We start from the raw sequence: 24,132 nt of genomic DNA, 5'->3' as shown, positions 1-24,132 counted from the left end.
GCCCGCCGTCGGCACGTCGGCGAGCGCGAGGCCGCGCTCGAACGCCGGCACGTCGCCGCCCGAGCGCAGCACGACGGCCATCGCCGACCACGGGACGCCGTCGAGCAGGTGGCGCTCGCGGAGCACGGCGGCGACCGCCTGGCACTCTGCCGCGTGCGACGGCGCCTCGATGCCGAGGACCGCGGCGAGCGCGTCGCGGCGGCGGGCGTCGCCGGCTGTCTGTTGCGCCTCCCCATCACCCGCGGCGGGGTCTGCGACGAGCGTGGCGGTGCGGTGCGCTCCACCGAGCGCCGTGCCGATGTGGGCCGTCGCCGAGCTCACGACGACGCGCAGCTCCGGCCGGCCACGGTGCACGGCGTCGAGCGCGATGCGTCGCACCGCCCGGTCGCCGAGCACGGCGCCGAGCGAGCCGAGCAGCTCGGGACGGCCGCCGCGGAACCCGTTGCTCGCGACGTCGGGGTCGCCGAAGGCCACGACCGCGACCCCGCGCGCGGCGAACGCGCCGAGCAGTGCCGCCGTGGTCTCGGTGGCCTCTTGCGCGTCGTCGACGACGAGCAGGCGCAATTGCGCGAGGGTGCCGAGCGCCGCGGATGCCGCGGGCTCGTCGAGGCTGCGGTGCACGATCGCCGCGGCGTAGGCGGCGAGCTCGGACGAGTCGAACTGCGAGGGACGCAACTGCTCTTTCACGTCGGCGTACTCGGCGAGGAACTGCGCGGCGGCACGCCACTCGGGCCGCTCGGCGCGTGCGCCGAGGTCGGCGAGCGCGCCGGCGTCGACGCCGTGCTCGACGGCGCGCATGAGGAGGTCGCGGAGCTCTGTGCGGAAGCCGCGGAGCACCCGCACCTCGGGGCCGAGCGAATCGGGCCACTGGGGCCCGAAGCCGTCGCGGATGCCGCCCTCGAGCAGCTCGCCGATGATCTGGTCGTGCTCGGCTCCGGTGAGGAGCGTGACCGGCGCGCCGGTGTAGGCGCGCACGAGCTGGAAGGCGATCGAGTTCGCCGTGCGGGCGAGCGGACCGCGAGTGGTGATGCCGAGCCGCACCGCGAGCGCGTCGCGCAGCGCCGTGGCCGAGGCGCGCGTCGCCGACACGACGAGCACCTCTTCCGGCGTGTACCCGAACCGCTCGACTCGATCGGCGACGAGTTCGACGGCGAGGGTCGTCTTGCCGCTGCCGGGCGCCCCGAAGACCGCCGCGTGCTCGCCCTCGGCGAGCCCGAGCGAGGTGTCGACGGATGACGCGGGGGCCTGCATGCCGCAACCGTAACCGGTTCCGCCGACAGTGAACGCGAACGGGCCGGCGCGGCCGGTGTCGTAGTGTTGGCGCAAAGCAGAAAGGCGCACCTTGGACGTTCGTATCGGCATTCAGAACTCCCCTCGTGAACTCGGATTCGAGACCTCGCAATCAGCCGCAGAGGTCGAGCAGGCAGTCGCCGCCGCACTCTCAGGACAGGCCCCGCACTTGAAGCTCGCCGACTCGAAGGGTGCCGTCTACATCGTGCCGGCCTCCGCGCTCGCCTACGTCGAGATCGGCTCCGAGGAGTCGCGTCGCATCGGCTTCGTCGCCTGACGATGGAGCTCCTCTTCGTCACGCTCGGCGGTGCGATCCTCGGCATCGCGGCGCACTATGCGCTCCCGTTGCGGCACACGCACGGCGTGGCCCTCGTTCCCGCCATCGGCGCTGCCGTCGCGGGTGTCGTGTGGGTCGCACTGACCTGGCTCGGCTGGGCGTGGGACGGCGGATGGATCTGGGTGGTCTCGCTCGTCGCCGCCGGCCTCCTGGCCGGCGCGACCGCGTTCCTCATCGGACCGCGTCGCGATCGGGCCGACTCCGCGCTCTTCGAGCGCCTGGCGCGACCCGGAGCCGGGCGCGCCTGACCACCGGCGGGCTCAGGCGGTGAGCCCGAGTGCGTCCATGCGCCGGGTGTGATCGGCGATGAGCTCGGTGAAGACGGGCTCCACCTGGGCGCCCCATCGATCGGCCGAGTCGGATGCCCGGAGCGCCGAACGCGCGATGAGCAGGGTGTCGCCGACGAGGCTGCGCCCCCAGAGGGCGAGCCGATCGGCGAGTCCGGGCTGGGCCTCGATCGCCGAGCGGAGTTCGGTCTCGAGCACGATCGCGGAGCCGCCCTCATGGAGGATCGAACGCACGCGCGCTCCGAGCTCGGCGGGCAGCCCCGCGGAGAGTCGCGAGAAGTAGCCGTCGAGCATTCCCGACGTGACATGGATGCCGAGCAGCAGCTCGTACCAGTCGGCACCGGCGCTGGCCTGGCGGAACCGGTCGGTGGCCGGCGCGAACGGTGCCATCACGTCGTCGGGCTCGACGCCGAGGAGCCGCAGTTCGGCGATGAGCGCATGGTGCTTGCGCAGCGCCACGCCGGCGGCGGCACTCAGCCCCTCCTTCGACGGGAGCGTCGGCGCGGTCGCGACGGCCTTCGCGAGGCTCTCGAAGAACTCGAGCTGGATGTACGCCGCCTGCCCGAGGAACGGCACCGGATCGGGCACGAGCTCGGTGAAGTCGACCCGGGCGAGGTCGGTCTGTGCGACGCGCGGACGCAAGCGAGGTGTCTCTTGACGCACACTGCGCCGCTTGCCCCAGATCACCACGGACACAGCCTATCCGAGGCTCACGGGCAGTCTCGGATAGGCTTGGGGTGCACGCGGGCGGTGGATCCGCGGCCGTGCGCCTGGAGTTGAGACGAGGCGCACCCTCATCCAGCAACTTCGACAGGCAGAATATTGACTACTTTCGCAGACCTCGGCGTCGCGTCCGACATCGTCGACGCACTCGCCGGGAAGGGCATCATCGATGCCTTCCCCATCCAGGAACAGACCATCCCCCTCGCCCTCGCCGGGCAGGACATCATCGGCCAGGCGAAGACCGGCACCGGGAAGACCTTCGGCTTCGGACTGCCCATCATCCAGCGCATCGGCGACGACCCTGAGGGCGGCGTCAAGGTGCTCGTCGTCGTGCCGACCCGTGAGCTCTGCGTGCAGGTCACCGAAGACCTCGAGATCGCCACGTCGAACCGGCCCACGAAGATCGTCTCGATCTACGGCGGAAAGGCCTACGAGGGCCAGATCGAGCAGCTCAAGGCCGGCGCGCAGATCGTCGTCGGCACCCCCGGCCGCCTCCTCGACCTCGCCTCGCAGCGCCTCCTCTCCCTCAAGAACGTGAGCGAGATGGTGCTCGACGAGGCCGACAAGATGCTCGACCTCGGCTTCCTCGCCGACATCGAGAAGCTGATGGCGCAGACGCCCCCGACTCGCCACACGATGCTCTTCTCGGCAACCATGCCTGGCCCGATCGTCGCCCTCGCGCGGCGCTTCATGGTCCGCCCCATCCACATCCGCGCCACCGACCCCGACGAGGGTCTCACGCAGGCGAACATCAAGCACCTCGTCTACCGGGCGCACTCGCTCGACAAGGAAGAGGTCATCTCTCGCATCCTGCAGGCCGAGGGTCGCGGCAAGACCGTGATCTTCACCCGCACGAAGCGCGCGGCCGCGAAGCTCGTCGAAGAGCTGAACGATCGCGGCTTCAACGCCGCGGCGGTGCACGGCGACTTGAACCAAGACCAGCGCGAGCGTGCGATGGCCGCGTTCAAGGCCGGCAAGAAAGACGTGCTGATCGCCACGGATGTCGCGGCGCGCGGCATCGACGTCGATGACGTCACGCACGTGATCAACCACACCATCCCCGACGACGACAAGGCCTACCTGCACCGCGTGGGTCGCACCGGGCGGGCCGGCAAGACCGGCATCGCCGTGACGTTCGTCGACTGGGACGACCTGCACAAGTGGGCGCTCATCAACCGCGCCCTCGAGTTCGGCCAGCCCGAGCCGACCGAGACCTACTCGTCGAGCCCGCACCTCTACGACGACCTCGACATCCCCCAGGGCACCAAGGGCCGGTTGAAGCCGACCTCGGCCGCACCGCGCTCGAGCACCGCCGGCCGCGCCGAGGGCGGTTCCGCATCGCGTTCGAGCACCGCAGTTCGTGCCGAGGTCGACGCCGAACGCGCGCCCCGCTCCACACGCTCGCGTCGTCGCACTCGGGGTGGCGAGTCGGCCGAGCAGGCGGGCGACGGCGCCACCACGACCGACGCCCCCGAGGCGAGGGAGCCGGGCACCGGCACGCATGACGGCAAGGGTCCCGAGCATCACGACGGCAACAGCGCGCCGCAGCGTCGACGCCGCCGTCGCGGGCCCCGCACGGGTGGTCCGACGCCGCAGGCCTGAGCTCGCGGCATCCGCTCGGCCATGTCGGTGCGAGCGGATGCCGCAACGGGCCTCGCCCATCGACACCACACCTCGCCTCCTGCGGCGCATGCGCGTCAGGGAATCAGCGGCTCTGCTCCGCTCGCCTCGGCGATGATCCGCTCGACGACCCCGGCCGACGTGCGAAGCTCCCCGAGCCGATTGGGCTTTCCGGTGCCGTGGTAGTCGCTCGACCCCGTCACCTCGAGCTTGTAGCGGGCCGCGAGCTCACGCAGGCGCCGTTTGGCGTCGGGGCGGTTCTCGGGGTGGTCGATCTCGAGTCCGAAGAGCCCGGCATCGACGAGGCGGGCGATGGAGTCCTCGGCCATCACGCGCTCGGCGCCCCTGGTGCCCGGGTGGGCGAGCACCGGCACGCCGCCGGCGGCGCGGATGAGCCGCACGCCGGTGAGCGGGTCGGGCGCGTAGTGCGGGTGCGCATAGCCGGCCCGGGGATGCAGGATGCCCTCGAACGCCGCGGAGCGCGTGGCCACGTGTCCGCGTGCCACGAGCGCATCGGCGATGTGCGGGCGTCCGATGGTGGTGCCCTCTGCGGTCTGGGCGAGCACGTCGTCCCAATCGAGCGCGTAGTCGCGCCCGATGCGGCGAACCATCTCCTCCGCGCGCGTGAGCCGGGATTCGCGGATGCGCGCCGTCTCGGTGAGGAGCCCCTCATCGAGGGGGTCGACGAGGTACGCGAGCATGTGCACGCTCATGAAGCCCGCCCGCGTCGAGAGCTCCATGCCGCGGATGAGCGCCACGCCCGTCTCGTTCACGGCGGCCGCGGCCTCGGCCCATCCGCTCGTGGAATCGTGGTCGGTGAGCGCAATCCCCCAGAGCCCGGCCGCAGCGGCCTGCTCCATCAACCGCGTCGGGGACTCCGTTCCGTCGGAGACCGTCGAGTGCGTGTGCAGGTCGGCTTCGCCGACGACAGCAGGGGCTCCGGACATCCCTTCATGCTAGTCGCGGCATCCTCACCGGCGACTCCCAGCAGATCGGAGGCGGCCTCGCCGATGGCGCACCGCAGTCTCGCCTAGGGTTGGTGGAATGCTCCCCCGCATCCTCGGTTGGGCCGTCGTGCTCGGCATCCTCCTCGTGGCCGTCGTGCTCGTCTGGCCGCAGGGCTTCGGCCTGCAGAACCAGTGGATCGCGGCGCATGTCGTGGCGCTGCGGGGCGTCGCCGCCGTGTGCGGAGCGATCGCGGCGGGGATGTTCCTGCTGCTCGCGATCGCCAAGCCGGCCCGTCGCTTCGGCATCGCGATGGCCGTCGTGCTCGGGCTCTTCGCGATGGGCAACGTGGCCGTGCTCACAGCGCGGGGCGTCGGGGCCACGGATGCCACGGCCCAGGTGCCGGATGGGTCGGTCACGGTGCTCTCGTGGAACACCCTCGGCGAGGTGCCCGACGCCGCGGTGATCGCGGGGATCGCGCTCGACGAGGGCGCCGACGTCGTCGTGCTGCCCGAGACGACCGACCCGATCGGCGAAGAGGTGGCGGTCGCCATGCGCGAGGGGGGCCGCCCCATGTGGGTGCACACCCAGTCGTTCGACGACATCTCCAAGGCTCGGTCGACGACCATCCTCATCAGCCCCGACCTGGGCGATTACGAAGTCGTCTCGGTGGAGGCCCCAGGGCCGCCCGGGAACACGAACACCCTGCCGACCGTCGTCGCCGACCCGGTCGACGGCGTGGGGCCCAGGATCGTCGCCGTGCACGCCGTCGCCCCGATCCGCTGGGAGCTGCGGAACTGGCGCAGCGATCTCGACTGGCTCGCCGAGCAGTGCGCAGGCGAGAACGTGATCATGGCGGGAGACTTCAACGCGACCGTCGATCACTTCTCCGGTCGCGGGCTCGGCGGCGGCGATCTCGGCCGGTGCTCCGATGCCGCCGAGCAGGCCCATGCCGCCGCGCTCGGCACGTGGCCCACCAACCTGCCGGTCCTGCTCAGCAGCCCGATCGACCACGTGCTCGCGACGCCCAACTGGCAGGTCGACGACTTCCGCGTGCTGCAGCAGTACGACGACGCGGGCAGCGACCACCGCCCGGTCGTGGCGACGCTCTCCCCCTCCGGCTGAGCCGCCGCGTCGCGAGACGCGACGCGATCCCACCCTCCGGAGGTCGGTGCGAGAATGGGAGGCATGGCGAACTCGACCGACACCTCGACCAAGACGGCACCCCAGGCATCCGACGAGACCGGTCGCAACGCGAACCGTTCCACGACGCCCGGGTCCGAGGGGTTCAAGGAGTTCATCGGCACCGGTTGGGCCGAGCGCGAAGAGGCCATTCCGCCCGCGCGTGCGCAAGCCGCCTTCGCCGCGGCGCGCCGTGCGAAGGTCTCGGCGGCGTTCGGCGGCATCCGCCTCATCATTCCGGCCGGCGACATGAAGCAGCGATCCAACGACACCGACTATCCGTACCGGGCGCACTCGGCGTTCGCCCACCTCACGGGGTGGGGTTCCGACAGCGAGCCCGGCGCCGTGCTCGTGCTCTCGCCCGACGGCGACGGGCACACGGCTACGGTGTACTTCCGTGAGCGCGCCGGCCGCGACTCCGAGGAGTTCTACGCCAACCCGGCAATCGGCGAGTTCTGGATCGGGGCGCGTCCATCGCTCGCGCACGTGGCCGCCGATCTCGCGATCGAGACGCGGGGGCTCGCCGACTTCGAGCACGTGATCGACGCGGTCGACACCGCCACCCTCGTGCTGCGCGAGGCCGACGCCGCCATCACCGACCGTGTCGACCACGCCCGCATCCGGTTCGCCGCCGAGCAGGCACTCTCGACGAACGCCGCCGACACCCCGTTCAGTATCGAGGTCGGCGGCGACCACGAGCCCGACGGCGAACTGGCGCGCGTGCTCTCCGAACACCGGCTCGTGAAAGACGAGTTCGAGGTCGGCGAGATGCGTGCCGCGATCGATGCCACCGAGCGCGGCTTCACCGAGGTCATCGCGGAGCTTCCCCGCATCACCGCCGAGGTGCGCGGCGAGCGCGTCATCGAGGGCGTCTTCGCGACTCGCGCCCGGCTCGACGGCAACGACATCGGCTACAGATCGATCGCCGCGGCCGGCCCGCACGCGACCATCCTGCACTGGACCCGCAACGACGGCGCCGTCGTGCCCGGCGACCTCGTGCTGCTCGACGCCGGCGTCGAGCTCGACACCTACTACACGGCCGACATCACCCGCACCTTCCCCGTGAACGGCACCTTCTCGCCCGTGCAACGGCAGATCTACGAGGCAGTGCTCGAGGCAGCGGATGCCGCGTTCGCGGTCGTGCGACCGGGCGCCGTCTTCCGCGATGTGCACGCCGCCGCCATGGGCGTCATCGCCCGCAAGACCGCGGAGTGGGGCTTCCTGCCCGTCTCGGCCGAGGAGTCACTCGAGCCCGAGAACCAGTTCCACCGCCGGTACATGGTGCACGGCACGAGCCACCACCTCGGCCTCGACGTGCACGACTGCGCCCAGGCACGCAAGTCGATGTACATGGACGGCGTGCTCGAGCCCGGCATGGTCTTCACGATCGAGCCCGGACTCTACTTCCAGCCCGACGACCTCACCGTGCCCGCGGAGTTCCGCGGCATCGGCGTGCGCATCGAAGACGACATCCTCGTCACCGAAGCCGGTGCCGAGAACCTCTCGGTGCGCATCCCCCGCACGGCCGACGAGGTCGAGGCGTGGGTGGCCGGCGCAACGCACTGAGGGCCGAGCTCGGGCGTTGCCGAATCGAGATATCGGCCGGCGCGGCCCAAGCCCGTCGGGCCGATAGAGTCCGTCCATGATCCGACTCCACACGATTCGAGCCGCCCTGGTGGCCGCCTCGGTCGTACTCCTGCTGAGCTCGTGCACCGGCATCGCCGCCGGCACCGAAGCCGAGCCCACCGCACCGGCAACCGCTTCCCCGTCTTCGACGCCAACCCCGGCGGCGGCGGTCCCCACCGTGGTCCCGGTGGACACGGCCCTGTTCGCAACAAAGGAGATGGGTGAGGGCGTCGTCTTCACGTCGCCGTCGGGCGACCTGCGGTGCGGAATCGTCATGTCCGACGTCGAGTACCTATGGGGATGCAGGATCGACGAGAAGGCGTGGGAATTCCCGAGCGACGATCCCGCGGACTACTGCTACGACTCGCAAGTGCCGTGCGGCTGGGGCATCGAGGCCAGGGGCAATGGTGACACCCATCCGAGGAAGCGCGGCGATGTCGCGTTCGAGAGCGAATTCCGAGTCGACACGCCCGTGCTCGAGCACGGCACCTCGATCGAGTACGGCGGCATCACCTGCGTGTCCGAGGCTGAGGGCGTGACCTGCGAGAACGCGGAGAGCGGTCACGGGTTCACGATCTCCGCGTCGCGCAACGACCTCTGGTGAGCCGGTGGTGACGAACCGCGCCGCGCTCAGCCCTCGGTCACGCGGCGGATCCCCGGCGCCCTGCGCGTTCGGCGCGGCGACGCTGCCACCACGCCCAGAATCGCGCGAGCTGGCGTTTCGTGAACGCCGCGAGCCGCCTCGCCCACGGGAACTCGGTGCCGAGGATCGCGAGGCCGAGGAAGACCACGAGCCATCCCGGCCCCGGCAGCGGCACGAGCAGCAGCCCGAGCGTCGCGATCGCACCGCCGAGCACGCCGACGAGGATCCGGTAGACGCGGCGCAGCGCGGGCCGTCCGTGAATGCGGCGGCGGATGCTGCGGAGCCACCGTCGGAGCGGCTGCCCCGGGTCCTCACCCGCGGCGATCTCCCGTTCGAGCTCGAACCGGCTCACCATGCGCCGACGCTACTCGCGCACGCTGGGAGGCGGCAGGGGGTTCAGCCGGGCCGGTGCTCCGTGTCGCCGGAATCGGATGCCTCGGGCTCGGCGAACTCGCCGTAGCGAGGCCGATCCCGGGCTGCGCGGCTCTCCCCCTCGTCTTCCGGCCGATCGCCCTCGGCGCTGTCGGTCGCCGCCTGCTCGGCATCGGCCCGATCAACACGCGCCTGCTGCTCGCGCGCGCGTCGCGCGGCATCCGTCGCCTCGCCGTAGCTCATCGGCGCCGGCCCGCCCTCTGCTGCCTTGGCCTGGCTCGCCGGCCGCCAGGGGCGCTCATCGCGTGCAGGCGCCGGGGCGTCGACGCCGAGCACGGAGCGGGCGCGGGCGACGTGGGCCGTCTCGGCGATGACCGCGTACCGGGTCGCGAGCACTTGCATGACCGACGTGAAATCGCGCCGCCGGCGGTTCACCGAATACGAGACGACGCCGAAGATCATGCCGAACCCGGCGCCGAGCAGCACCGCTGAGATGAGGATGCCGACGGAGGCCCCGGTCGGCGAGAAGATGAAGAGCAGGAGCCCGAGGAAGGTACCGAACCAGGCCCCCGACAGCGCGCCGGCGCCGGCCGCCCGGCTCCAGCTCATGGTGCCCGTGATGCGCTCGACGCTCGTGAGGTCGGTGCCGACGATCGCGAGCTCCTTCACCGGGAACTCGGCCTTGGCGAGGGCGTCGACCGCGGACTGGGCCTCGGCGTAGGTCTCGAAGCTCGCCACCGTCTCGCCGCTCGGCAGGGTTGGGAAGGTGCGGCCCATGCGGCCGCCGAAGGGCGATTGATTGGTCACCCCGTCATTCTCCCACGCTCCCTGACGCTCGGCTCGGAAGCAGCCCACTGGGGCTAAGTTGGTAGCGTGAGCGCCACGAGAGTCTTCGTCGCCCGGCTCGCCGGGTGCGCCGTCTTCGACCCCGCTGGCGATCGAGTCGGCAAGGTGCGCGACGTGCTCGTCGTGTACCGCAAGAACGACCCGCCACGCGTCGTCGGCCTCATCGTCGAGATCCCCGGCAAGCGTCGCGTCTTCGTCTCGATCGGCAGGGTCACCTCGATCGGCGGCGGCCAGATCATCACGACGGGGCTCATCAACCTCCGCCGCTTCGAGCAGCGCGGCGGCGAGGTGCGCGTCATCGCCGAGATGCTCGGCCGCAAGGTCGCATTCAACGACGCCTCAGGCATGGCGACGATCGAAGACGTCGCGATCTCCGAGCGCGACCCCGGCGAGTGGGAGGTCGAGCAGCTGTTCGTGCGCCGGCCGAAGGGTGCCTCGCCGTTCTCGAAGGGGCAATCGGCGTACGTCACCTGGCGCGAGGTGCGCGAGACGACCGCGAGCGGTGAGGCGCAGTCCGCCGAGCACCTCATCGCGACCTACTCCGAGCTGAAGCCCGCCGACCTCGCGAGCACCCTGCTCGACCTGCCGGCGCTGCGCCGCCAGGAGGTCGCGGAAGAGCTCTCCGACGACCGGCTCGCCTCCGTGCTCGAGGAGATGCCCGAGAGCGACCAGGTGGAGATCCTCTCCGGACTCGGCGACGATCGCGCGGCCGACGTGCTCGATCACATGCAGCCCGACGACGCGGCCGACCTCATCGCCCAGCTTCCCGAGGAGCGCGGCGAACACCTGCTCGAGCTCATGGAGCCCGAAGAGGCCGACGACGTCCGATTCCTCCTCTCGTACGGCGCCGACACCGCGGGCGGACTCATGACGACCGAGCCGATCATCGTCTCCGCCGATGCCACCGTGGCCGAGGGGCTCGCCCTCATCCGCCGCCACGACCTGCCGCCCGCGCTCGGCGCGGCCGTCTGCGTCACCCTGCCGCCCTACGAGCCGCCGACCGGCCGCTTCCTCGGCATCGTGCATTTCCAGCGAATGCTGCGCTATCCCCCGCACGAGCGCCTCGGCACCCTCATCGACCAGGGCCTCGAGCCCGTCACGGCCGACACCTCGGCCGCCGAGGTCAGCCGCATCCTCGCGAGCTACGACCTCGTATCCGTCCCGGTCGTCGACGAGAAGCACCGACTCGTCGGGGTGGTGACGATTGACGACGTGCTCGACTACCTCCTGCCAGATGACTGGCGAAGTCATCCCGAAGAGGAGGGCGTGGGCCGACGCGCTGCTGCGCGATCCCAGCTGACGACGGGAAGCATCCCGATCCCACACGGAAGGAGGGCAGGAGATGGCACGCGTTGACGTCGAGGACCGCCGGTTCGACACCCCGAAGGGCATTCGCCGAACCGCCCCGTTCCGCGGTTCGGGCGACAACGACCGCTTCGGGCGCTTCACCGAACTCGTCGCGCGGGGCATGGGTACGCCGTGGTTCCTGTTCGGACTCTCGCTCTTCGTCATCGCGTGGATGCTCTGGAACACCTTTGCGCCCGAGCGGCTGCGCTTCGACTCGATCGAGCTTGGCTTCATCGCGCTGACCCTCGTGCTCTCGCTGCAGGCCTCGTACGCGGCGCCCCTCATCCTTCTCGCGCAGAACCGGCAGGACGACCGCGACCGCGTGCAGATCGAGCAGGATCGGCAGCGCGCCGAACGCAATCTCGCCGACACCGAGTACCTCGCTCGGGAAGTCGTCGCGCTGCGCCTCGCGGTGAAGGAGCTCGCCTCGAAGGACTTCATCCGCGGCGAGCTCCGCACGATGATCGAGGAGCTCGACCGTCGCGACGAGGAGGAGGCGGAACATGCCGTCCCCTGAATCCCGCACGGTCGAACAGGCCGTGCACGCCGCGCTCACGGGCGTCATCGACCCCGAGATCCGCAAGCCCGTCACCGAGCTCGACATGGTCGAGTCCGTGACGGCGGGCGACGACGGTCGCGTGCACGTCGTGATCCGCCTCACGATCGTCGGATGCCCCGCCTCCGACCGCATCGAACGTGATGTGCGCCAAGCCGCCGAATCCGTCGCGGGCTCCGGCATGGCCGACGTCACGCTCACGGTGATGACGCCCGAACAGCGCGCCGCGCTGACGGAGCGGCTGCGCGGCGGCCGCGCCGCGCGCGGCAATCCCTTCGGTCCGGGCAGCCTCACGCGCGTGATCGCGATCACGAGCGGCAAGGGCGGGGTCGGCAAGTCCACGATCACCGCGAACCTCGCGGTGGCACTCGCGGCGCGCGGCCTCTCGGTCGGGCTCGTCGACGCCGACGTGCACGGCTTCTCGATTCCCGGCCTCCTGGGCCTCGTCGACGAGGCGGGCGTCGCCGCGCGGCCGACCCGCGTCGACGAGATGATCCTGCCGCCCGTGGCGCATGGCGTGAAGGTCATCTCGATCGGCATGTTCGTCGAACCGAGCGAACCGGGCGGGCGGGCGTCATCCGTGGCCGTGGCCTGGCGCGGGCCGATGCTGCACCGAACGCTCAACCAGTTCCTCACCGACGTGTACTTCGGCGACCTCGACGTGCTCCTCGTCGACCTGCCGCCCGGCACCGGCGATGTCGCGATCTCGCTGGGCCAGTTGCTGCCGAACGCCGAGGTCGTCGTCGTGACGACCCCGCAACCGGCGGCGGCCGATGTCGCGGAGCGCTCGGGTGTCGTCGCGCGCCAGACCGGCCAGCGCATCGTCGGCGTCGTCGAGAACATGGCCGGATTCGTGCAGCCCGGCGGCGAAGTGCTCGACCTCTTCGGCTCAGGCGGCGGCGCACTCGTCGCCGAGCGGCTCTCCGAAGGCCAGACGGCGCCCGTACCGCTCATCGCGAGCGTGCCGCTCAGCATCGCGCTGCGGCAGGGCGGCGACGCGGGCACGCCGGTCGTCATCGCCGCACCCGATGACCCAGCTGCACGCGCCATCGAGCACATCGCCGCGCATCTCGCGGCGCTGCCCCGAGAGCTCGAAGGCCGTCGGCTCGACGTGTCGGTGCGGTGAGCGCATGCGCCGCGCCCGCCCCGTCCGCCGGTTCGCGCTCGTTGCCGCTCTCCTGACCGTTCCCGCCCTCCTCGCAGCCTGCACCGGTGCTGCTCCCGGCCAGCCCGGCGACCCGCCGGGTTCCGGCGAGCTCAGCGGGCTCACCGCCTCGATCAAGCAGGGTCGCCTCGACATCGAGGCGCGCCGCCTCGTGGTGCGCCTCGAGAACACGGGTGAGGCGGCGCTCACGATCGACGGCTTCGAGTTCGAGGCGCCGACCCTCGCTCCCGGTATGGTGCGCACGAAGCCGCTCGAGCTCGGCCCCGGCGACGCCATCGATGTGCGCCTCGACCTCTCCGAAAGCGTGTGCGACGTGGAGGTCGGCCAGGCGAGCGTCGTCCTCGAGCTGAACGCGGGCGACACGGCCGACGGCGCCTCGGCCGGCAGCGCGATGACGCTCACTCCCGACGACCCGTTCGACGCCCTCGCGCGCATCAACGCAGCAGAGTGCCTCGGCGAGGCTGTGGCGGAGGTCGCGAAGTTCGCCATGCCCGAACACCTCAGGTCGACGGGCTCGGGCGCCGACCGGCGCGCGTTCATCGACGTGCTCGTCGAGCCGGCGGCATCCGGCAGCGACTCGCTGCACGTCGAGCGCGTCTACGGCACGACCCTGCTGAACGCTGAAGACGGCATCGACTGGACGCTCGGCATCGACGTCGCGCAGGGCGATGCGCCATTCACGATCTCATTGCCGGTGCGGCCGGCACGCTGCGACGCGCACGCGATCGCCGATGACAAGCGGGGCACGATCCTGCCGTTCTCGATCTCTGCCGGCGATCACAAGGGCCGGCTCGACCACCCGTCACCCGACACGCTCAAGGCCGAGCTCTACTCCTACGTCGCCGAGCGCTGCGGCCTCGAGCTGCCGGGCAGCTGAAAGCCTTCCTCGATGCTCAACGCCGAGTGCTAGCTCTCCGGGTCGTACATGAACTCGCGGAGCTCCTGCGAACAACGGCAGGCCACCGCGATCTTCCTCGCCCACTCGACCGCGTCCTCACGCGTCGGCAGCTCCACCACGGTGAACCCTCCCTTGAGTTCCGAGCCCGGATAGATCTCGGTGCTCACCGACCCGTCGGCGGAGACCAGCACGGGATCGACTTCCTCCTCGATCCCACCGCCGAATACGTAGACGCCGGCAGCCTTCGCCTCCTCGATCACCGCGTGGGATTCGGCGGAGACGATCGGGAACTCCTCGTCGGTGAGCACCATGGCTTCGCTCGGAAAGGAGATGAGGTATTTGGCCATGTCTCGATGGTGCTCCGCGGGCCGGCCGGAACGCAACGGTTGTGGAGAGGTGAAGACGACACCTAGTCGTGCGGCTCCACGACCCGCGCGAGCAGTTCGATGAGCAGCCGTTCGGTGAGCTGCGCGGGCAGCGCCGCCACGAGGGCGAGCACCGGAGCGAGCCGATCGGGCAGTGCGCCGCCGGTGTCGGCGGCTCCAAGCAGCCCGAACGCGGTGAGCCAGGCCGCCGCGCCGTCGGCGTCGAGGCCGGCGGATGTCGCTGCGAGCGCGTCGACGCCCCCGGGCAGCGCCGTTGCGAGCTCGGCGAGCAGTGCGGCGCCGTCGATCGGGGGCAGGCCACGCACCGCGTCGGCCGCGGCGACGAGCGCCGCCGACAGCTCGGGCACCGCCGCCTCGGTGACCGGCGTCACCGTGAGGTGGGTCGTATGCGGCAGTCGTGTGCCGTCGGCCTGGGTCAGCGCGGGCTGCAGTTGCAGGTGCCAGCCCGCCGCTCGCGCGGCATCCGCCCAGTGGTGCGGGTCGACCCGGCGCGCGGGCGGCACCCGGTCGTCGGTTGCGACGGCGAACAGCGGGCCGGTGGGGGCACCCACCACTCGCAGCCCGTCGATGCGCTCGATCACCGTGAGCAGCGCCGCCGTGGCGCGAGCCGCCCGGGCGGTGAGCTCGGTGAACCCGGGCTCGCCGAGCGCCTCGATGATCGCCCACGCCGCGGCGAGCGGGCCTGCGGGCTTCGACCCCGTCATGGTGGGATTCACGACCGGGTAGCCCGGCCAGCCTGTTGTCGCGAAGTACTGGTGCCGCTGGCGGTCGCGGTCGCGCGTGAGCAGCACCGAGACGCCCTTCGGCGCGTACCCGTACTTGTGCAGGTCGGCGGAGAGGCTCGTGACGCCGGGCACGCGGAAGTCCCATTCGCGAAGGGCCCCGGATGCCGCATCCGGCCAGAACGCGAGCGCGAAGCCGCCGATGCACGCATCGACGTGCAGGGCGACGCCGAGAGGGGCGGTGAGGGCGGCGATCTCGGCGACCGGGTCGAGCGTCGCGAACGGATACGACGGGGCGCTCACGACGACGAGCGCGACGCGCGAATCGAGCCGCTCGGCGACGGCATCGACCTCGGGGCGCCCGGTGTCCGGCGCCACGGGAACGAGGTCGAGCTCGAGGCCGAAGTAGTGCGCGGCCTTGTGGAACGCGGCGTGCGCCGTCGTCGGCGCGACGAGGCGTGGAACACCCTGACCGCCGCCAGCCCGCCACACGTCACGCGCCGTCTTGACGGCGAGGAGACAGCTCTCGGTGCCGCCCGAGGTCACCGAGCCGACGACTTCGGCGTCGCCGTGGAATACCCGGCGGGCGAAGCCGACGACCCCGGCCTCCATTGCGGCGACCGACGTGAACACCGTCGGGTCGAGCCCGTTGACGGGCTGCACGAGCTGCGCGGCGCGGGCGGCGAGCTCGTCGAGTTCGGGCAACCCCGAGTCGTAGACGTAGGAGAGCACGTGGCCGCCGTGCGTCGGCGCATCGGCCGCGCGCAGGGCCTCGAGTTCGGCGAGGATGTCGGCCGCCAGTCGTCGGAAGCCGGTCATCGCACCGCCGTCTCGGCTGCGGCATCCGCCTCGATGTCGCTCCGGCGCAACGGGTAGCGACGCAGGGCGAGCAGGCTCGCGCCGACGAGTGCCGCGGGCACGATGCTGAAGCTCACGACGATGCCGGCGACGGCCGTGGGCGACTGCACGACGTCGGCGGCGCCCGTGGACTCGAGGTACCCGGTCGCGGCGAGCACGATGGTGAGCAGGGTCGCGCCGAGCGCCATGCCCGCGGTCTCGCCGGCCGTCCACACACCGCCGAAACTGCCGGCCCGGCCGATGCCGTGCGCGCGGGCGTCGTGCGAGATGACGTCGGGCAGCATCGCCATCGGGAGTGACTGCATGCCGGCGTAGGCTGCGCCGGCGACCGCGACCGGCACGTACACCCACGGCCCGGGTGCCCAGAGCATGCCGACGAGGGTCAGCGCGGCGATCGCGAAGAGCGCGCTCGCGACGGCGAATCCGCGCTCCTTGCCGATTCGCCGCGCGACCCGCCCCCAGAGAGGGGCGCACAGGATCGCGGGCGCGATGAGCGCGACGAAGAGGAAGGTGAGGGCGTCCTCCGATTCGAGCACCCACACGGCCACGTAGTTCGCGCCCGCGAGCATCATGCCCGTCGCGAGCCCCTGCAGCACGAACGCGGCGAGCAGGGCACGGAAGGAGGCGCTGCGCCGCAGTGCACCGAGGCCCTCGACATAGCCCGCCCGGATGCTGCGGCGTCCACCACCCGTCGCGGCCGGCACGCCGCGCGGCGCCGTGAAGCTCGCGACGAAGAGGCCCGCGCCGATCGCGAGACCGGCCACGACGGCCATCACGAGGTAGCCGACGTACTCGTCGTCGCCGCCGGAGCGCCTGAGGATCGGCCCACCGGCACCGAACAGCAGGATCGCGGCGCTCAGCACCACGACCCGCCACGTGAGCAGGCGCGTTCGGGCGTCGTAGTCGGGCGTGAGCTCGGCCGGCAGCGCGATGTAGGGCACTTGGAACAGGCTGAACGCAGTCGCCGTCGCAAGGAACGCGAGGAACACCCAGACGCCGGATGCCGCGGGCGCGAGCCCGGCCGGCACCGCGAACGTCAGCACGAACCCGGCGGGCAGTGCGACCGCGCCGACGAGCATCCACGTGCGTCGCGTACCGGTGCGCGCGAGGGCCCGGTCGCTCCGCTCGCCGATCCAGGGGTCGATCACGACGTCCCACACCTTCGCGGCGGTCACGACGAGACCCGCCACGAGCGCGGTCACGCCGAGCGTGTCGGTCAGGTAGAACACGAGCACGAGTCCGGGGAGCGTCGCGAAGCCGCCGGTGCCGATCGAGCCGATCGCGTACCGCGTCACGACGCCGCGGGGAAGGCTGCGCACCGCTGCGGTCATGGGGGCAGCCTAGCCCTCTCGGGGCCGAGTGGGTCAACTGTCCTAGACTGTGCGCATGCGCGCCCCAACGGCCTCACCCGAACTCCTCACGAGCCTCACCGACGACGTCGTCGCCTCGGGCTCCGACACCGTCTCCGTCCCCACTCCGTCAACCGGCGAGACGCTCCACGAGCTGCCACGGTCGAGCGCCGGTGACGTGCTCGACGCCATCGCGAGGGCGAGACTCGCCCAGCTGGCGTGGGCGCGCGCGGGCTTCGCTGAGCGTCGCAGGGTGCTGCTGCGGGCCCACGACCTCGTGCTCGAGCGCCGCGAGCTCCTGCTCGACCTCATCCAGCTCGAGAGCGGCAAGACACGCGGCCAGGCGTTCGAGGAGGTCTTCGGGGCGGCCTCGCTCACGAGGTACAACGCCCTCGCCGCACGCGGAGTGCTTCGTGGGCGGCGTCGGCGCTCGGGCGTTCCAGCGGTCCTCACGACGAGGGTGCGGTATCGACCGAAGGGCGTCGCCGGGGTGATCACCCCATGGAACTACGCGCTGAGCCTCGCCGCGATGGACGTCGTGCCCGCCCTCGCTGCCGGGTGCGCCGTCGTGCAGAAGGCCGACGACCAGGGTGCGCTCTCGATCCTCGCCCTGCGCCGCGCGTTCATCGACGCCGGCGTGCCCGAAGCGCTGTGGGCCGTCGTCACGGGCGAGGGGTCCGAGGTGGGCGAGGCGCTCACCGACGTGGCCGACTACATCTGCTTCACGGGCTCGACCGCGACCGGCCGCAGGATCGGCGAGAAGGCCGGTCGGCGACTCGTCGGTGCTTCCCTCGAGCTCGGCGGCAAGAATCCGCTGATCGTGCTCGACGACGTCGATCCCGAGCAGGCGGCGACGGATGCCGCGTACGCGTGCTTCGCGGCCATGGGCCAGTTGTGCGTCTCGATCGAGCGCATCTACGTTCACCGCGCCGTTGCCGGCGCCTTCACCCGAGCCCTCGTCGATCGGCTCGAGCAGGCGAAGCTCGGGTCGTCCCTCGACTACGAGAGCGACTTCGGCTCGCTCGCGAGCGCCGCACAGCTCGCCCGGGTCCAGGCGCACCTCGACGATGCACTCGCGCAGGGCGCGACGGTGCTCACCGGCGGACGCCTGCGTACCGACGTGGGCCCGTGGTTCTTCCAGCCGACGGTGCTCACCGGGGTGACCCCGTCGATGCACGTCTACGCCGAGGAGACGTTCGGCGCGATCGCCTCGCTCTACATCGTCGACAGCGAGGAGGAGGCGATCCTCGCGGCCAACGCGAGCGAGTACGGGCTGAATGCCGCAGTGTTCACCGGATCGACGAGACGCGGGCAGCGCGTCGCGAACGCGCTCGAGGCAGGCAACGTGAACATCAACGAGGGCTACCGCGGCAGCTACTCCTCGTTCGCGGCTCCCATGGGCGGCATGAAGCAATCGGGCGTCGGCCGGCGCAACGGCCCCGAGGGGCTGCTGCGGTTCGTGGAGCCCGTGACGATCTCGGCGATGACCGGGCTGTTGCAGCTCCCACGCACCGGGCGCGAGTTCGGGGCGCTCGAGCAACCGCTGCTGCTGCTCGCGTGGGTGCTCCGCGGCATCCGTCGCCGCTGAGGCGATCGCTGAAGCGGCCAACTGTCGGCGTGCTACTTTTCAGGAACGAGCCCCAGTTGTTGCATCACGCCCAGATTGTCGTAGCTATTCCACTCCTCGACTATCTTGCCTCCTTCGATGCGGCTGATGGAGATGCCGTTGAGCTCTACTTGCCTCCCAGTGGGAGGGCCGAACTCCTCTATCTCTCCGTGGTGGGTGCCGCGTAGCGTCCAGCGGGTGACGACCTTGTCCCCTTCGGCTATCTCGTCCTCAACGGTTACGCTCAGGTCGGGGAAAGCGGATTTGTACTTGGCGATGTACTGCTTGGCTTCCTCTGAGCCCTGGATCTCTTGACCGGGGTCGTGCCAGATGAGATCGGGGGCGTACACCTCGTCGATGATGTCCGGGTTATCCGGGGCTTCCCAAGAACGACGCGTCAGGGCCTTGTTTTCTTCGGACATAGTTGTCTACACCCTTTCCCTAAAGGACCTTTCAGGAACGCTGGTGCCAACCCCTTACGAGGGCGCTGTAGGAACATTGTCCCGCACTTCCAGATAGCCCGCACTGCCCAATTAGAAGCGGCCGGGGCTCACAGTGTAAGGACACACCCCTGGCGACTAGGTGGCTTCGGAGTCGAACGGCGCCTGCTCGTCGGCGCCGAGTGCGTCTCGCTTGCGCTTGCGCTGCAGATAGGCGGAGTTCTCGTTCACCGCCGCGCGAGCGACGACGGGCTTCTCGGGCTCTGCGAAGGGATCGGCGTCGATGAGGGCCTCACGGATGATGCGACGCGGATCGTACTGGCGCGGGTCGAGCTTCTTCCAGTCGACGTCGTCGAAGTCGGGGCCCATCTCCTCGCGCATGCGGTCTTTGGCACCGGTCGCCATGTCGCGCAGCGACCTCACGAGGCGGCCGAGCTGGGCGGCATAGTGCGGCAGCCGCTCTGGCCCGAGCAGGAAGACGGCGATCACCCCGATGATGAGGAGCTTCTCGAACGTCAGACCGAACACCACTACAGGATAGTCGGCGGCGAGGCGTGCGAACGCCAGCTCGTGACGCCTCTAGGCTTGGGGGCTGAGAGATGCACCCGGGAGCCGCCACGTGTCTGATCACGACCTGAACTGGAAGTACGTCGACGAGTCGGTCGTCGAGACCGAATCGATCGTCAAGGCGCGCCAGCAGTCGCTCGAGCTCGGCATCGAGCCGGTCTCGCCGGCCATGGGCGCGCAACTGGCCGTGCTCGCTGCCGCGACCCGAGCCGAGTCGATCATCGAGGTCGGCACGGGGGTCGGCGTCTCGGGGCTCTGGATGCTGCAGGCCGCCCGGCGCGCGATGCTCACCTCGATCGACACTGAGACCGAGTACCAGCAGCATGCCCGCCAGCATTTCGCCGATGCGGGCATCGCCGCCGCGCGGGTGCGACTCATCGCCGGGCGCGCGAGCGAGGTGCTGCCGCGAATGAACGAGAGCTCTTATGACGTCGTCTTCATCGATGCCGACGGCCCGGCCGTCATCGAGTATGCCGAGCACGGCCTGCGGCTCGCGAAGCCCGGCGGCGTGGTGCTCGTCGCGCGGGCGCTCTGGAGAGGCAGGGTCGCCGACCCGGCACGACGCGATGAGGCGGCGAGTGCGTTCCGCACCCTCATCGGCGAGCTTGCCGCATCAACCGCGGTTGCCACCGCGATCTCCCCGGCCGGCGACGGCCTGCTCCAGATCGTGAAGCTTGGTGCCTGAACCGCTTCGGCTCAGGCTGGATTCACGACGCCACTGAGCACGTTGTAGAGCTCCTTGGCCTCAGCGTCGTTCACCGAGACGACGAGGCGACCGCCTCCTTCGAGCGGAACTCGAACGATGATGAGGCGACCCTCCTTCACAGCCTCCATAGGCCCGTCTCCGGTGCGTGGCTTCATGGCCGCCATTGAGCTACCCCTTTCGTGGCTGATCTTCCCATTATCGGCTATCGCGGGTGGCGCTGGGAAATCCCGGTGAGCCTGTGGAGTGGCGTGGGCCGCGCAGCCGTGGCTCCGTCGACGGCCATTCGTGCACCGATTCGTGCGCCGATCAGGGCGGCGTCCAGTCGAGGCCGTCGATGCCCCAGGCGATCAGGAGCCAGCCGATCTGCAGCAGAAGGGAAAGCGCTACCACGCTCCAGCGATACCATTTCGCCCTCGGCACTGCGAGCGCGCCCACGAGCGGGAACATCGGGGCCACGATGCGGAACGTGCTCGATTGCGGGAAGAACACTGCGAGCAGGTACACCGCGTAGCTCGCGAGCCAGAGCCGCAGGTCGACGCCGAGCCGGCGCACTGCCGGCGTGAAGAGCGCGAGGGCGAAGAGGGCGATCACGGCGATCACGGCGATCGTGCCGAGCGGCTGCCCGACCCACCAGCCGCCCGATTGGAACCATGCGGTGAACGGCACGAGCTCGTGGTAGCCGATGTACGCCGAGCGCCATGCGAGCTCGGTGTCGGTGTAGCCGTGGAACTCTCCGGTCGAAGCCCACACGATCGCCGGCCAGGTGAGCCCAGCCAGTCCGGTGAAGACGGCGACGGATGCCACCAGCGCTCGCTCCCGCACCGGGAACGGCTCGTTCCGACGCGTGAACCATCGCCACAGCCAGTGCAGCCCGAGCGTGAGCGCGAAGGCGAGGGCCCCGGGACGCGTGAACGACCACGCGACGACGACCGGCACGAGCCATCCGTAGCGCCGATCGACGAGCAGCAGGAGGGCGACGGCGAGCAGCAGGAATCCGAGGGACTCCGCGTAGCCGAACTGCATGATCGGCGACACCGGAGCGACCGCGAAGAGCACGACGGCGAAGAGCGCGCGGTCGGGTTCGAGGAAGCGCGACATGAGGCGGTGCAGCACGAGCGCGGCGCCGAGCCCGGCGAGCACGGAGACGACGACCGATGCCACGTTCCACGGCGCTCCCAGCCAGGTGACGGCGCCGACGAGCACGGGGTAGACCGGCAGGAACGCCCAGGCGTTCTCGGCGACATGACCGGTGTCGGTGAGCGGCAGCTCGGACGGATAGCCGCCGAGCCAGATGATCTGGTACCAGCGCGCATCCCACATGTTCGCGTACTCGAAGTAGCCGGGGTGCGCCCGTGTCCACGGGTTCTGTCCCTGCGTGCTCGCGAGCACGAGCACGATGATCGTCGTGATCGCCCGCGCACCGAAGTAGATGAGGCCGACCTTCGCCCACCACGGCGCGAGGCGCCAGCGCACGCGAGGCGACCAGCGGGTGACGCGGAACGGGTCGCGCTCCCGCTCGGCCGGCATGGACGAGGTCACCTGGCTGCTCGGCTCAGACGTCGCCGGAGAGCCACGCGCGGAGCGCCCGCTCGCACGAGAGGATCTGGTCGACGTCGACGCGTTCGTCGTCGGCGTGCGCCTTGAGCGGGTCGCCCGGGCCGTAGTTCACGGCCGGGATGCCGAGTGCGCTGAAGCGTGCGACATCCGTCCACCCGTACTTGGGGCGTGCCTCGCCGCCGACGGCGCGCACGAACTGCTGGGCGAGGGGCGCGTCGAGCCCCGGCCGGGCGCCCTCGGCCTGGTCGACGACCGTGAGTTCGTACTCGGGGAACATCTCCCGCATGAGGTCGATGGCCTCGGCGACGGTGCGACTCGGCGCGAAGCGGTAGTTCACGTGCAGCATCGCCTCGTCGGGGATGACGTTGCCCGCGATGCCGCCGGTGATGCCCACGGCGTTGAGCCCCTCGCGATAGGCGAGCCCGTCGACGTCGATGGTCGCCGCTTCGTAGGCGGCGAGCCGGTCGAGCGCCGGCACGAGCTTGTGGATCGCGTTCTCGCCGACCCAGCTGCGCGCCGAATGCGCCCGCAAGCCGTAGGCGCGCAGTTCGACGCGGAGGTTGCCGTTGCATCCGCCCTCGACCCGCCCGTTCGACGGCTCGCCGAGAATGGCGAAGTCGCCCTCGAACAAGTCGGGCCGGTGCCGGGCGAGTCGGCCGAGGCCGTTGAGCTCGGCCGAGACCTCCTCGTGGTCGTACCACATCCACGTCACGTCGACGGTGGGCGCGACGAGCTCGAGCGCGAGCTTCAGCTGCACGGCCACGCCTGCCTTCATGTCGACCGTGCCGCGGCCCCACAGGAAGGGCTGGCCGTCGATCGTCTCGAACCGGGTGGGCAGGTTCTCGTTGATCGGCACGGTGTCGAGGTGCCCCGCGATCACGACACGGCGATCGCGACCGAGGTTCGTGCGCGCGACGATCGTGTCGCCGTCGCGCACGATCTCGAGATGGGATGCCGCAGCCAGTGCGTCCACGATGAGGTCGGCCAGCAGCGTCTCGTGCCCCGAGACGCTCGGCACGTCGCAGATCGCCTGGGTGATGGCGACGGAGTCGGCGGTGAGGTCGAGTGCCGGCCGGGCTGCAGCGGGAGTGGACATTCCACAAGTCTAGGAGGGCCCCGATACGCTGGACGCATGCCCTCGAACGACGCCTCCCTTCCGCCTGCCCCGCGCTCAGCGTGGGGCCATGGTCTCGCAACGATCGCCGCCGACGGCACCGTGCTCGACACGTGGTTCCCCGCTCCCGCGCTCGGCGCGCCCGACGCCTCGGCGACGCCCATCGAGCTCGAGGCCCTCGCCGGCGGCGACGAGCGACGAGCCGTCACCGTCGAGGCCGTGGTGGTCGCGATCGACCTCGACGCACCGCCCGCGAGCACCTCAGACGCCTACCTCCGCCTGCACCTGCTCTCGCACCTGCTCGTGCGGCCCAACGAGGTGAACCTCGACGGGGTGTTCGCGCACCTGCCGGCCGTCGTCTGGACGAACGCGGGCCCGGTGCATCCGGCCGACTTCGACCGCCTCCGACCGACGCTGCAGCGCGCCGGCATCCACGCGACCGGACTCGACAAGTTCCCGCGCCTGCTCGACTACGTGACGCCCGAACGCGTGCGCATCGCCGATGCCTCGCGGGTTCGACTCGGCGCGCACCTCGCACCGGGCACCACGGTCATGCACGAGGGCTTCGTGAACTTCAACGCGGGCACGCTCGGCACCTCCATGATCGAGGGCCGCGTCTCGCAGGGCGTCGTCGTGGGCGACGGCTCCGACATCGGCGGCGGAGCGTCGATCATGGGCACCCTTTCCGGCGGTGGCACGCAACGCGTCGCGATCGGCGAGCGCGCCCTCCTCGGCGCCAATTCCGGCATCGGCATCTCCATCGGCGACGATTCGGTCGTCGAGGCCGGCCTCTATGTCACGGCGGGCACGAAGGTCGTCGTGCTCGGCGCGGCCGGCGAGCGCCCCCGCACCGTGAAGGCCAACGAGCTCTCGGGCGTGCCGAACGTGCTGTTCCGCCGCAACTCGCTCAACGGCCAGGTCGAGGTGCTCTCCCGAACGGGCGTGGGAGTGGCGCTGAACACGGCGCTGCACGCCTGACGGGCGGCGCCG

26 protein-coding genes are annotated in these 24,132 nt (G+C 70.8%); 13 read left to right on the top strand and 13 right to left on the bottom strand.

Going from position 1 to position 24,132, the window contains the following annotated elements; translation table 11 throughout:
* On the bottom strand, positions 1–1,251 hold a 1,251-nt coding region (locus J7E25_RS07460; protein WP_214869372.1), incomplete at its 3' end, for a UvrD-helicase domain-containing protein.
* A gap of 91 nt (positions 1,252–1,342) precedes the next feature.
* Here J7E25_RS07460 and J7E25_RS07455 point away from each other — a divergent pair.
* Positions 1,343–1,567, top strand: a complete 225-nt coding sequence (locus tag J7E25_RS07455; protein ID WP_214869371.1) for a DUF3107 domain-containing protein — start codon at positions 1,343–1,345, stop codon at positions 1,565–1,567.
* 2 nt (positions 1,568–1,569) lie between these two features.
* Entirely contained in the window at positions 1,570–1,875 is a 306-nt protein-coding gene (locus J7E25_RS07450) for a hypothetical protein (protein ID WP_214869370.1), read from the top strand.
* A gap of 12 nt (positions 1,876–1,887) precedes the next feature.
* On the opposite strand, the gene J7E25_RS07445 is transcribed toward J7E25_RS07450, so the two are convergent.
* On the bottom strand, positions 1,888–2,604 hold the full coding sequence (locus J7E25_RS07445) for a ferritin-like fold-containing protein (RefSeq protein WP_214869369.1): 717 nt from the start codon (positions 2,602–2,604) through the stop codon (positions 1,888–1,890).
* A gap of 132 nt (positions 2,605–2,736) precedes the next feature.
* Between J7E25_RS07445 and J7E25_RS07440 the strand changes: the two genes are divergently transcribed.
* Positions 2,737–4,239, top strand: coding sequence for a DEAD/DEAH box helicase (locus J7E25_RS07440; RefSeq protein ID WP_214869368.1), 1,503 nt, complete (start codon positions 2,737–2,739; stop codon positions 4,237–4,239).
* Positions 4,240–4,334: 95 nt separating this feature from the next.
* On the opposite strand, the gene J7E25_RS07435 is transcribed toward J7E25_RS07440, so the two are convergent.
* Positions 4,335–5,204 carry a PHP domain-containing protein gene (locus tag J7E25_RS07435; RefSeq protein ID WP_214869367.1) on the bottom strand — a complete coding sequence of 290 codons (870 nt, stop codon included), beginning with the start codon at positions 5,202–5,204 and terminating at the stop codon, positions 4,335–4,337.
* 97 nt (positions 5,205–5,301) lie between these two features.
* On the opposite strand from J7E25_RS07435, the gene J7E25_RS07430 reads away from it, so the two are divergent.
* The 3 genes from J7E25_RS07430 to J7E25_RS07420 all read left to right on the top strand — a co-directional run bounded on the left by J7E25_RS07430 (position 5,302) and on the right by J7E25_RS07420 (position 8,614).
* On the top strand, positions 5,302–6,327 hold the full coding sequence (locus tag J7E25_RS07430) for an endonuclease/exonuclease/phosphatase family protein (RefSeq protein WP_214869366.1): 1,026 nt from the start codon (positions 5,302–5,304) through the stop codon (positions 6,325–6,327).
* Between the two features lie 54 nt (positions 6,328–6,381).
* Positions 6,382–7,950: an aminopeptidase P family protein gene (locus J7E25_RS07425; protein ID WP_214869364.1), complete on the top strand. Its 1,569-nt coding sequence runs from the start codon at positions 6,382–6,384 to the stop codon at positions 7,948–7,950.
* Between the two features lie 76 nt (positions 7,951–8,026).
* Positions 8,027–8,614 carry a DUF6636 domain-containing protein gene (locus J7E25_RS07420; RefSeq protein WP_214869362.1) on the top strand — a complete coding sequence of 196 codons (588 nt, stop codon included), beginning with the start codon at positions 8,027–8,029 and terminating at the stop codon, positions 8,612–8,614.
* A 37-nt stretch (positions 8,615–8,651) separates the two neighbouring features.
* Here J7E25_RS07420 and J7E25_RS07415 read toward each other — a convergent pair whose 3' ends face one another.
* Complete coding sequence (locus J7E25_RS07415; protein ID WP_214869360.1) at positions 8,652–9,008, bottom strand: TIGR02611 family protein; 357 nt, start codon at positions 9,006–9,008, stop codon at positions 8,652–8,654.
* A 41-nt stretch (positions 9,009–9,049) separates the two neighbouring features.
* Positions 9,050–9,832: a general stress protein gene (locus J7E25_RS07410; protein ID WP_214869358.1), complete on the bottom strand. Its 783-nt coding sequence runs from the start codon at positions 9,830–9,832 to the stop codon at positions 9,050–9,052.
* A gap of 66 nt (positions 9,833–9,898) precedes the next feature.
* Here J7E25_RS07410 and J7E25_RS07405 point away from each other — a divergent pair, with 66 nt between their 5' ends.
* The 4 genes from J7E25_RS07405 to J7E25_RS07390 are packed head-to-tail and all read left to right on the top strand — an operon-like array spanning position 9,899 to position 13,816.
* The gene (locus tag J7E25_RS07405) at positions 9,899–11,227 is read left to right on the top strand and encodes a magnesium transporter MgtE N-terminal domain-containing protein (RefSeq protein WP_214869356.1); all 1,329 of its coding nucleotides are present in this window, start codon (positions 9,899–9,901) and stop codon (positions 11,225–11,227) included.
* Positions 11,214–11,735 (top strand): DUF1003 domain-containing protein, encoded by a 522-nt coding sequence (locus J7E25_RS07400; RefSeq protein WP_214869354.1) that lies wholly within the window; start codon positions 11,214–11,216, stop codon positions 11,733–11,735. Before J7E25_RS07405 ends, J7E25_RS07400 begins: the two co-directional genes overlap by 14 nt.
* Positions 11,722–12,900, top strand: coding sequence for an Mrp/NBP35 family ATP-binding protein (locus J7E25_RS07395; protein ID WP_214869353.1), 1,179 nt, complete (start codon positions 11,722–11,724; stop codon positions 12,898–12,900). Before J7E25_RS07400 ends, J7E25_RS07395 begins: the two co-directional genes overlap by 14 nt.
* 4 nt (positions 12,901–12,904) lie before the next feature.
* Positions 12,905–13,816 (top strand): hypothetical protein, encoded by a 912-nt coding sequence (locus J7E25_RS07390; protein WP_214869352.1) that lies wholly within the window; start codon positions 12,905–12,907, stop codon positions 13,814–13,816.
* Between the two features lie 29 nt (positions 13,817–13,845).
* Here J7E25_RS07390 and J7E25_RS07385 read toward each other — a convergent pair whose 3' ends face one another.
* The 3 genes from J7E25_RS07385 to J7E25_RS07375 all read right to left on the bottom strand — a co-directional run bounded on the left by J7E25_RS07385 (position 13,846) and on the right by J7E25_RS07375 (position 17,134).
* A complete protein-coding gene (locus J7E25_RS07385; protein ID WP_214869351.1) occupies positions 13,846–14,184 on the bottom strand; it encodes a YciI family protein in 339 nt (112 codons plus the stop codon).
* Between the two features lie 62 nt (positions 14,185–14,246).
* Complete coding sequence (locus J7E25_RS07380) at positions 14,247–15,764, bottom strand: aminotransferase class V-fold PLP-dependent enzyme (protein ID WP_214869350.1); 1,518 nt, start codon at positions 15,762–15,764, stop codon at positions 14,247–14,249.
* On the bottom strand, positions 15,761–17,134 hold the full coding sequence (locus J7E25_RS07375) for an MFS transporter (RefSeq protein WP_214869349.1): 1,374 nt from the start codon (positions 17,132–17,134) through the stop codon (positions 15,761–15,763). Before J7E25_RS07375 ends, J7E25_RS07380 begins: the two co-directional genes overlap by 4 nt.
* Positions 17,135–17,189: 55 nt before the next feature.
* Between J7E25_RS07375 and J7E25_RS07370 the strand changes: the two genes are divergently transcribed.
* Positions 17,190–18,740: a succinic semialdehyde dehydrogenase gene (locus J7E25_RS07370; RefSeq protein WP_214869348.1), complete on the top strand. Its 1,551-nt coding sequence runs from the start codon at positions 17,190–17,192 to the stop codon at positions 18,738–18,740.
* A gap of 32 nt (positions 18,741–18,772) precedes the next feature.
* Here the strand turns inward: J7E25_RS07370 and J7E25_RS07365 are convergent, their stop codons facing one another.
* Together J7E25_RS07365 and J7E25_RS07360 are read right to left on the bottom strand one after the other, a co-directional pair.
* Positions 18,773–19,180, bottom strand: a complete 408-nt coding sequence (locus J7E25_RS07365; protein ID WP_214869347.1) for an ester cyclase — start codon at positions 19,178–19,180, stop codon at positions 18,773–18,775.
* A gap of 156 nt (positions 19,181–19,336) precedes the next feature.
* Positions 19,337–19,726 carry a sec-independent translocase gene (locus tag J7E25_RS07360; protein WP_214869345.1) on the bottom strand — a complete coding sequence of 130 codons (390 nt, stop codon included), beginning with the start codon at positions 19,724–19,726 and terminating at the stop codon, positions 19,337–19,339.
* Positions 19,727–19,817: 91 nt separating this feature from the next.
* Between J7E25_RS07360 and J7E25_RS07355 the strand changes: the two genes are divergently transcribed.
* Positions 19,818–20,450 (top strand): class I SAM-dependent methyltransferase, encoded by a 633-nt coding sequence (locus J7E25_RS07355; RefSeq protein ID WP_214869343.1) that lies wholly within the window; start codon positions 19,818–19,820, stop codon positions 20,448–20,450.
* A gap of 11 nt (positions 20,451–20,461) precedes the next feature.
* On the opposite strand, the gene J7E25_RS07350 is transcribed toward J7E25_RS07355, so the two are convergent.
* From J7E25_RS07350 to dapE, 3 genes are all read right to left on the bottom strand, one after another.
* The gene (locus J7E25_RS07350; RefSeq protein ID WP_129521922.1) at positions 20,462–20,635 is read right to left on the bottom strand and encodes a DUF3117 domain-containing protein; all 174 of its coding nucleotides are present in this window, start codon (positions 20,633–20,635) and stop codon (positions 20,462–20,464) included.
* A gap of 142 nt (positions 20,636–20,777) precedes the next feature.
* Positions 20,778–22,010, bottom strand: coding sequence for a hypothetical protein (locus J7E25_RS07345; RefSeq protein ID WP_308164417.1), 1,233 nt, complete (start codon positions 22,008–22,010; stop codon positions 20,778–20,780).
* A gap of 13 nt (positions 22,011–22,023) precedes the next feature.
* Positions 22,024–23,124 (bottom strand): succinyl-diaminopimelate desuccinylase, encoded by a 1,101-nt coding sequence (dapE, locus tag J7E25_RS07340; RefSeq protein WP_214869341.1) that lies wholly within the window; start codon positions 23,122–23,124, stop codon positions 22,024–22,026.
* Positions 23,125–23,160: 36 nt separating this feature from the next.
* On the opposite strand from dapE, the gene dapD reads away from it, so the two are divergent.
* Entirely contained in the window at positions 23,161–24,120 is a 960-nt protein-coding gene (gene dapD, locus J7E25_RS07335) for a 2,3,4,5-tetrahydropyridine-2,6-dicarboxylate N-succinyltransferase (protein ID WP_214869339.1), read from the top strand.
* Positions 24,121–24,132: the final 12 nt, after the last annotated feature.

The organism is Agromyces sp. ISL-38, assembly GCF_018613935.1.
Classification (GTDB): Bacteria; Actinomycetota; Actinomycetes; order Actinomycetales; family Microbacteriaceae; genus Agromyces.
This window is presented reverse-complemented; position numbering and strand designations above follow the sequence as displayed.

Coding starts and splice junctions, on each gene's coding strand:
- J7E25_RS07380 (WP_214869350.1), bottom strand. CDS start 15,764: ATGACCGGCTTCCGACGACTGGCGGCCGACATCCTCGCCGAACTCGAG.
- J7E25_RS07420 (WP_214869362.1), top strand. CDS start 8,027: ATGATCCGACTCCACACGATTCGAGCCGCCCTGGTGGCCGCCTCGGTC.
- J7E25_RS07415 (WP_214869360.1), bottom strand. CDS start 9,008: ATGGTGAGCCGGTTCGAGCTCGAACGGGAGATCGCCGCGGGTGAGGAC.
- J7E25_RS07365 (WP_214869347.1), bottom strand. CDS start 19,180: ATGTCCGAAGAAAACAAGGCCCTGACGCGTCGTTCTTGGGAAGCCCCG.
- J7E25_RS07385 (WP_214869351.1), bottom strand. CDS start 14,184: ATGGCCAAATACCTCATCTCCTTTCCGAGCGAAGCCATGGTGCTCACC.
- J7E25_RS07395 (WP_214869353.1), top strand. CDS start 11,722: ATGCCGTCCCCTGAATCCCGCACGGTCGAACAGGCCGTGCACGCCGCG.
- J7E25_RS07450 (WP_214869370.1), top strand. CDS start 1,570: ATGGAGCTCCTCTTCGTCACGCTCGGCGGTGCGATCCTCGGCATCGCG.
- J7E25_RS07430 (WP_214869366.1), top strand. CDS start 5,302: ATGCTCCCCCGCATCCTCGGTTGGGCCGTCGTGCTCGGCATCCTCCTC.
- J7E25_RS07350 (WP_129521922.1), bottom strand. CDS start 20,635: ATGGCGGCCATGAAGCCACGCACCGGAGACGGGCCTATGGAGGCTGTG.
- J7E25_RS07425 (WP_214869364.1), top strand. CDS start 6,382: ATGGGAGGCATGGCGAACTCGACCGACACCTCGACCAAGACGGCACCC.
- dapE (WP_214869341.1), bottom strand. CDS start 23,124: ATGTCCACTCCCGCTGCAGCCCGGCCGGCACTCGACCTCACCGCCGAC.
- J7E25_RS07390 (WP_214869352.1), top strand. CDS start 12,905: ATGCGCCGCGCCCGCCCCGTCCGCCGGTTCGCGCTCGTTGCCGCTCTC.
- J7E25_RS07400 (WP_214869354.1), top strand. CDS start 11,214: ATGGCACGCGTTGACGTCGAGGACCGCCGGTTCGACACCCCGAAGGGC.
- J7E25_RS07370 (WP_214869348.1), top strand. CDS start 17,190: ATGCGCGCCCCAACGGCCTCACCCGAACTCCTCACGAGCCTCACCGAC.
- dapD (WP_214869339.1), top strand. CDS start 23,161: ATGCCCTCGAACGACGCCTCCCTTCCGCCTGCCCCGCGCTCAGCGTGG.
- J7E25_RS07375 (WP_214869349.1), bottom strand. CDS start 17,134: ATGACCGCAGCGGTGCGCAGCCTTCCCCGCGGCGTCGTGACGCGGTAC.
- J7E25_RS07435 (WP_214869367.1), bottom strand. CDS start 5,204: ATGTCCGGAGCCCCTGCTGTCGTCGGCGAAGCCGACCTGCACACGCAC.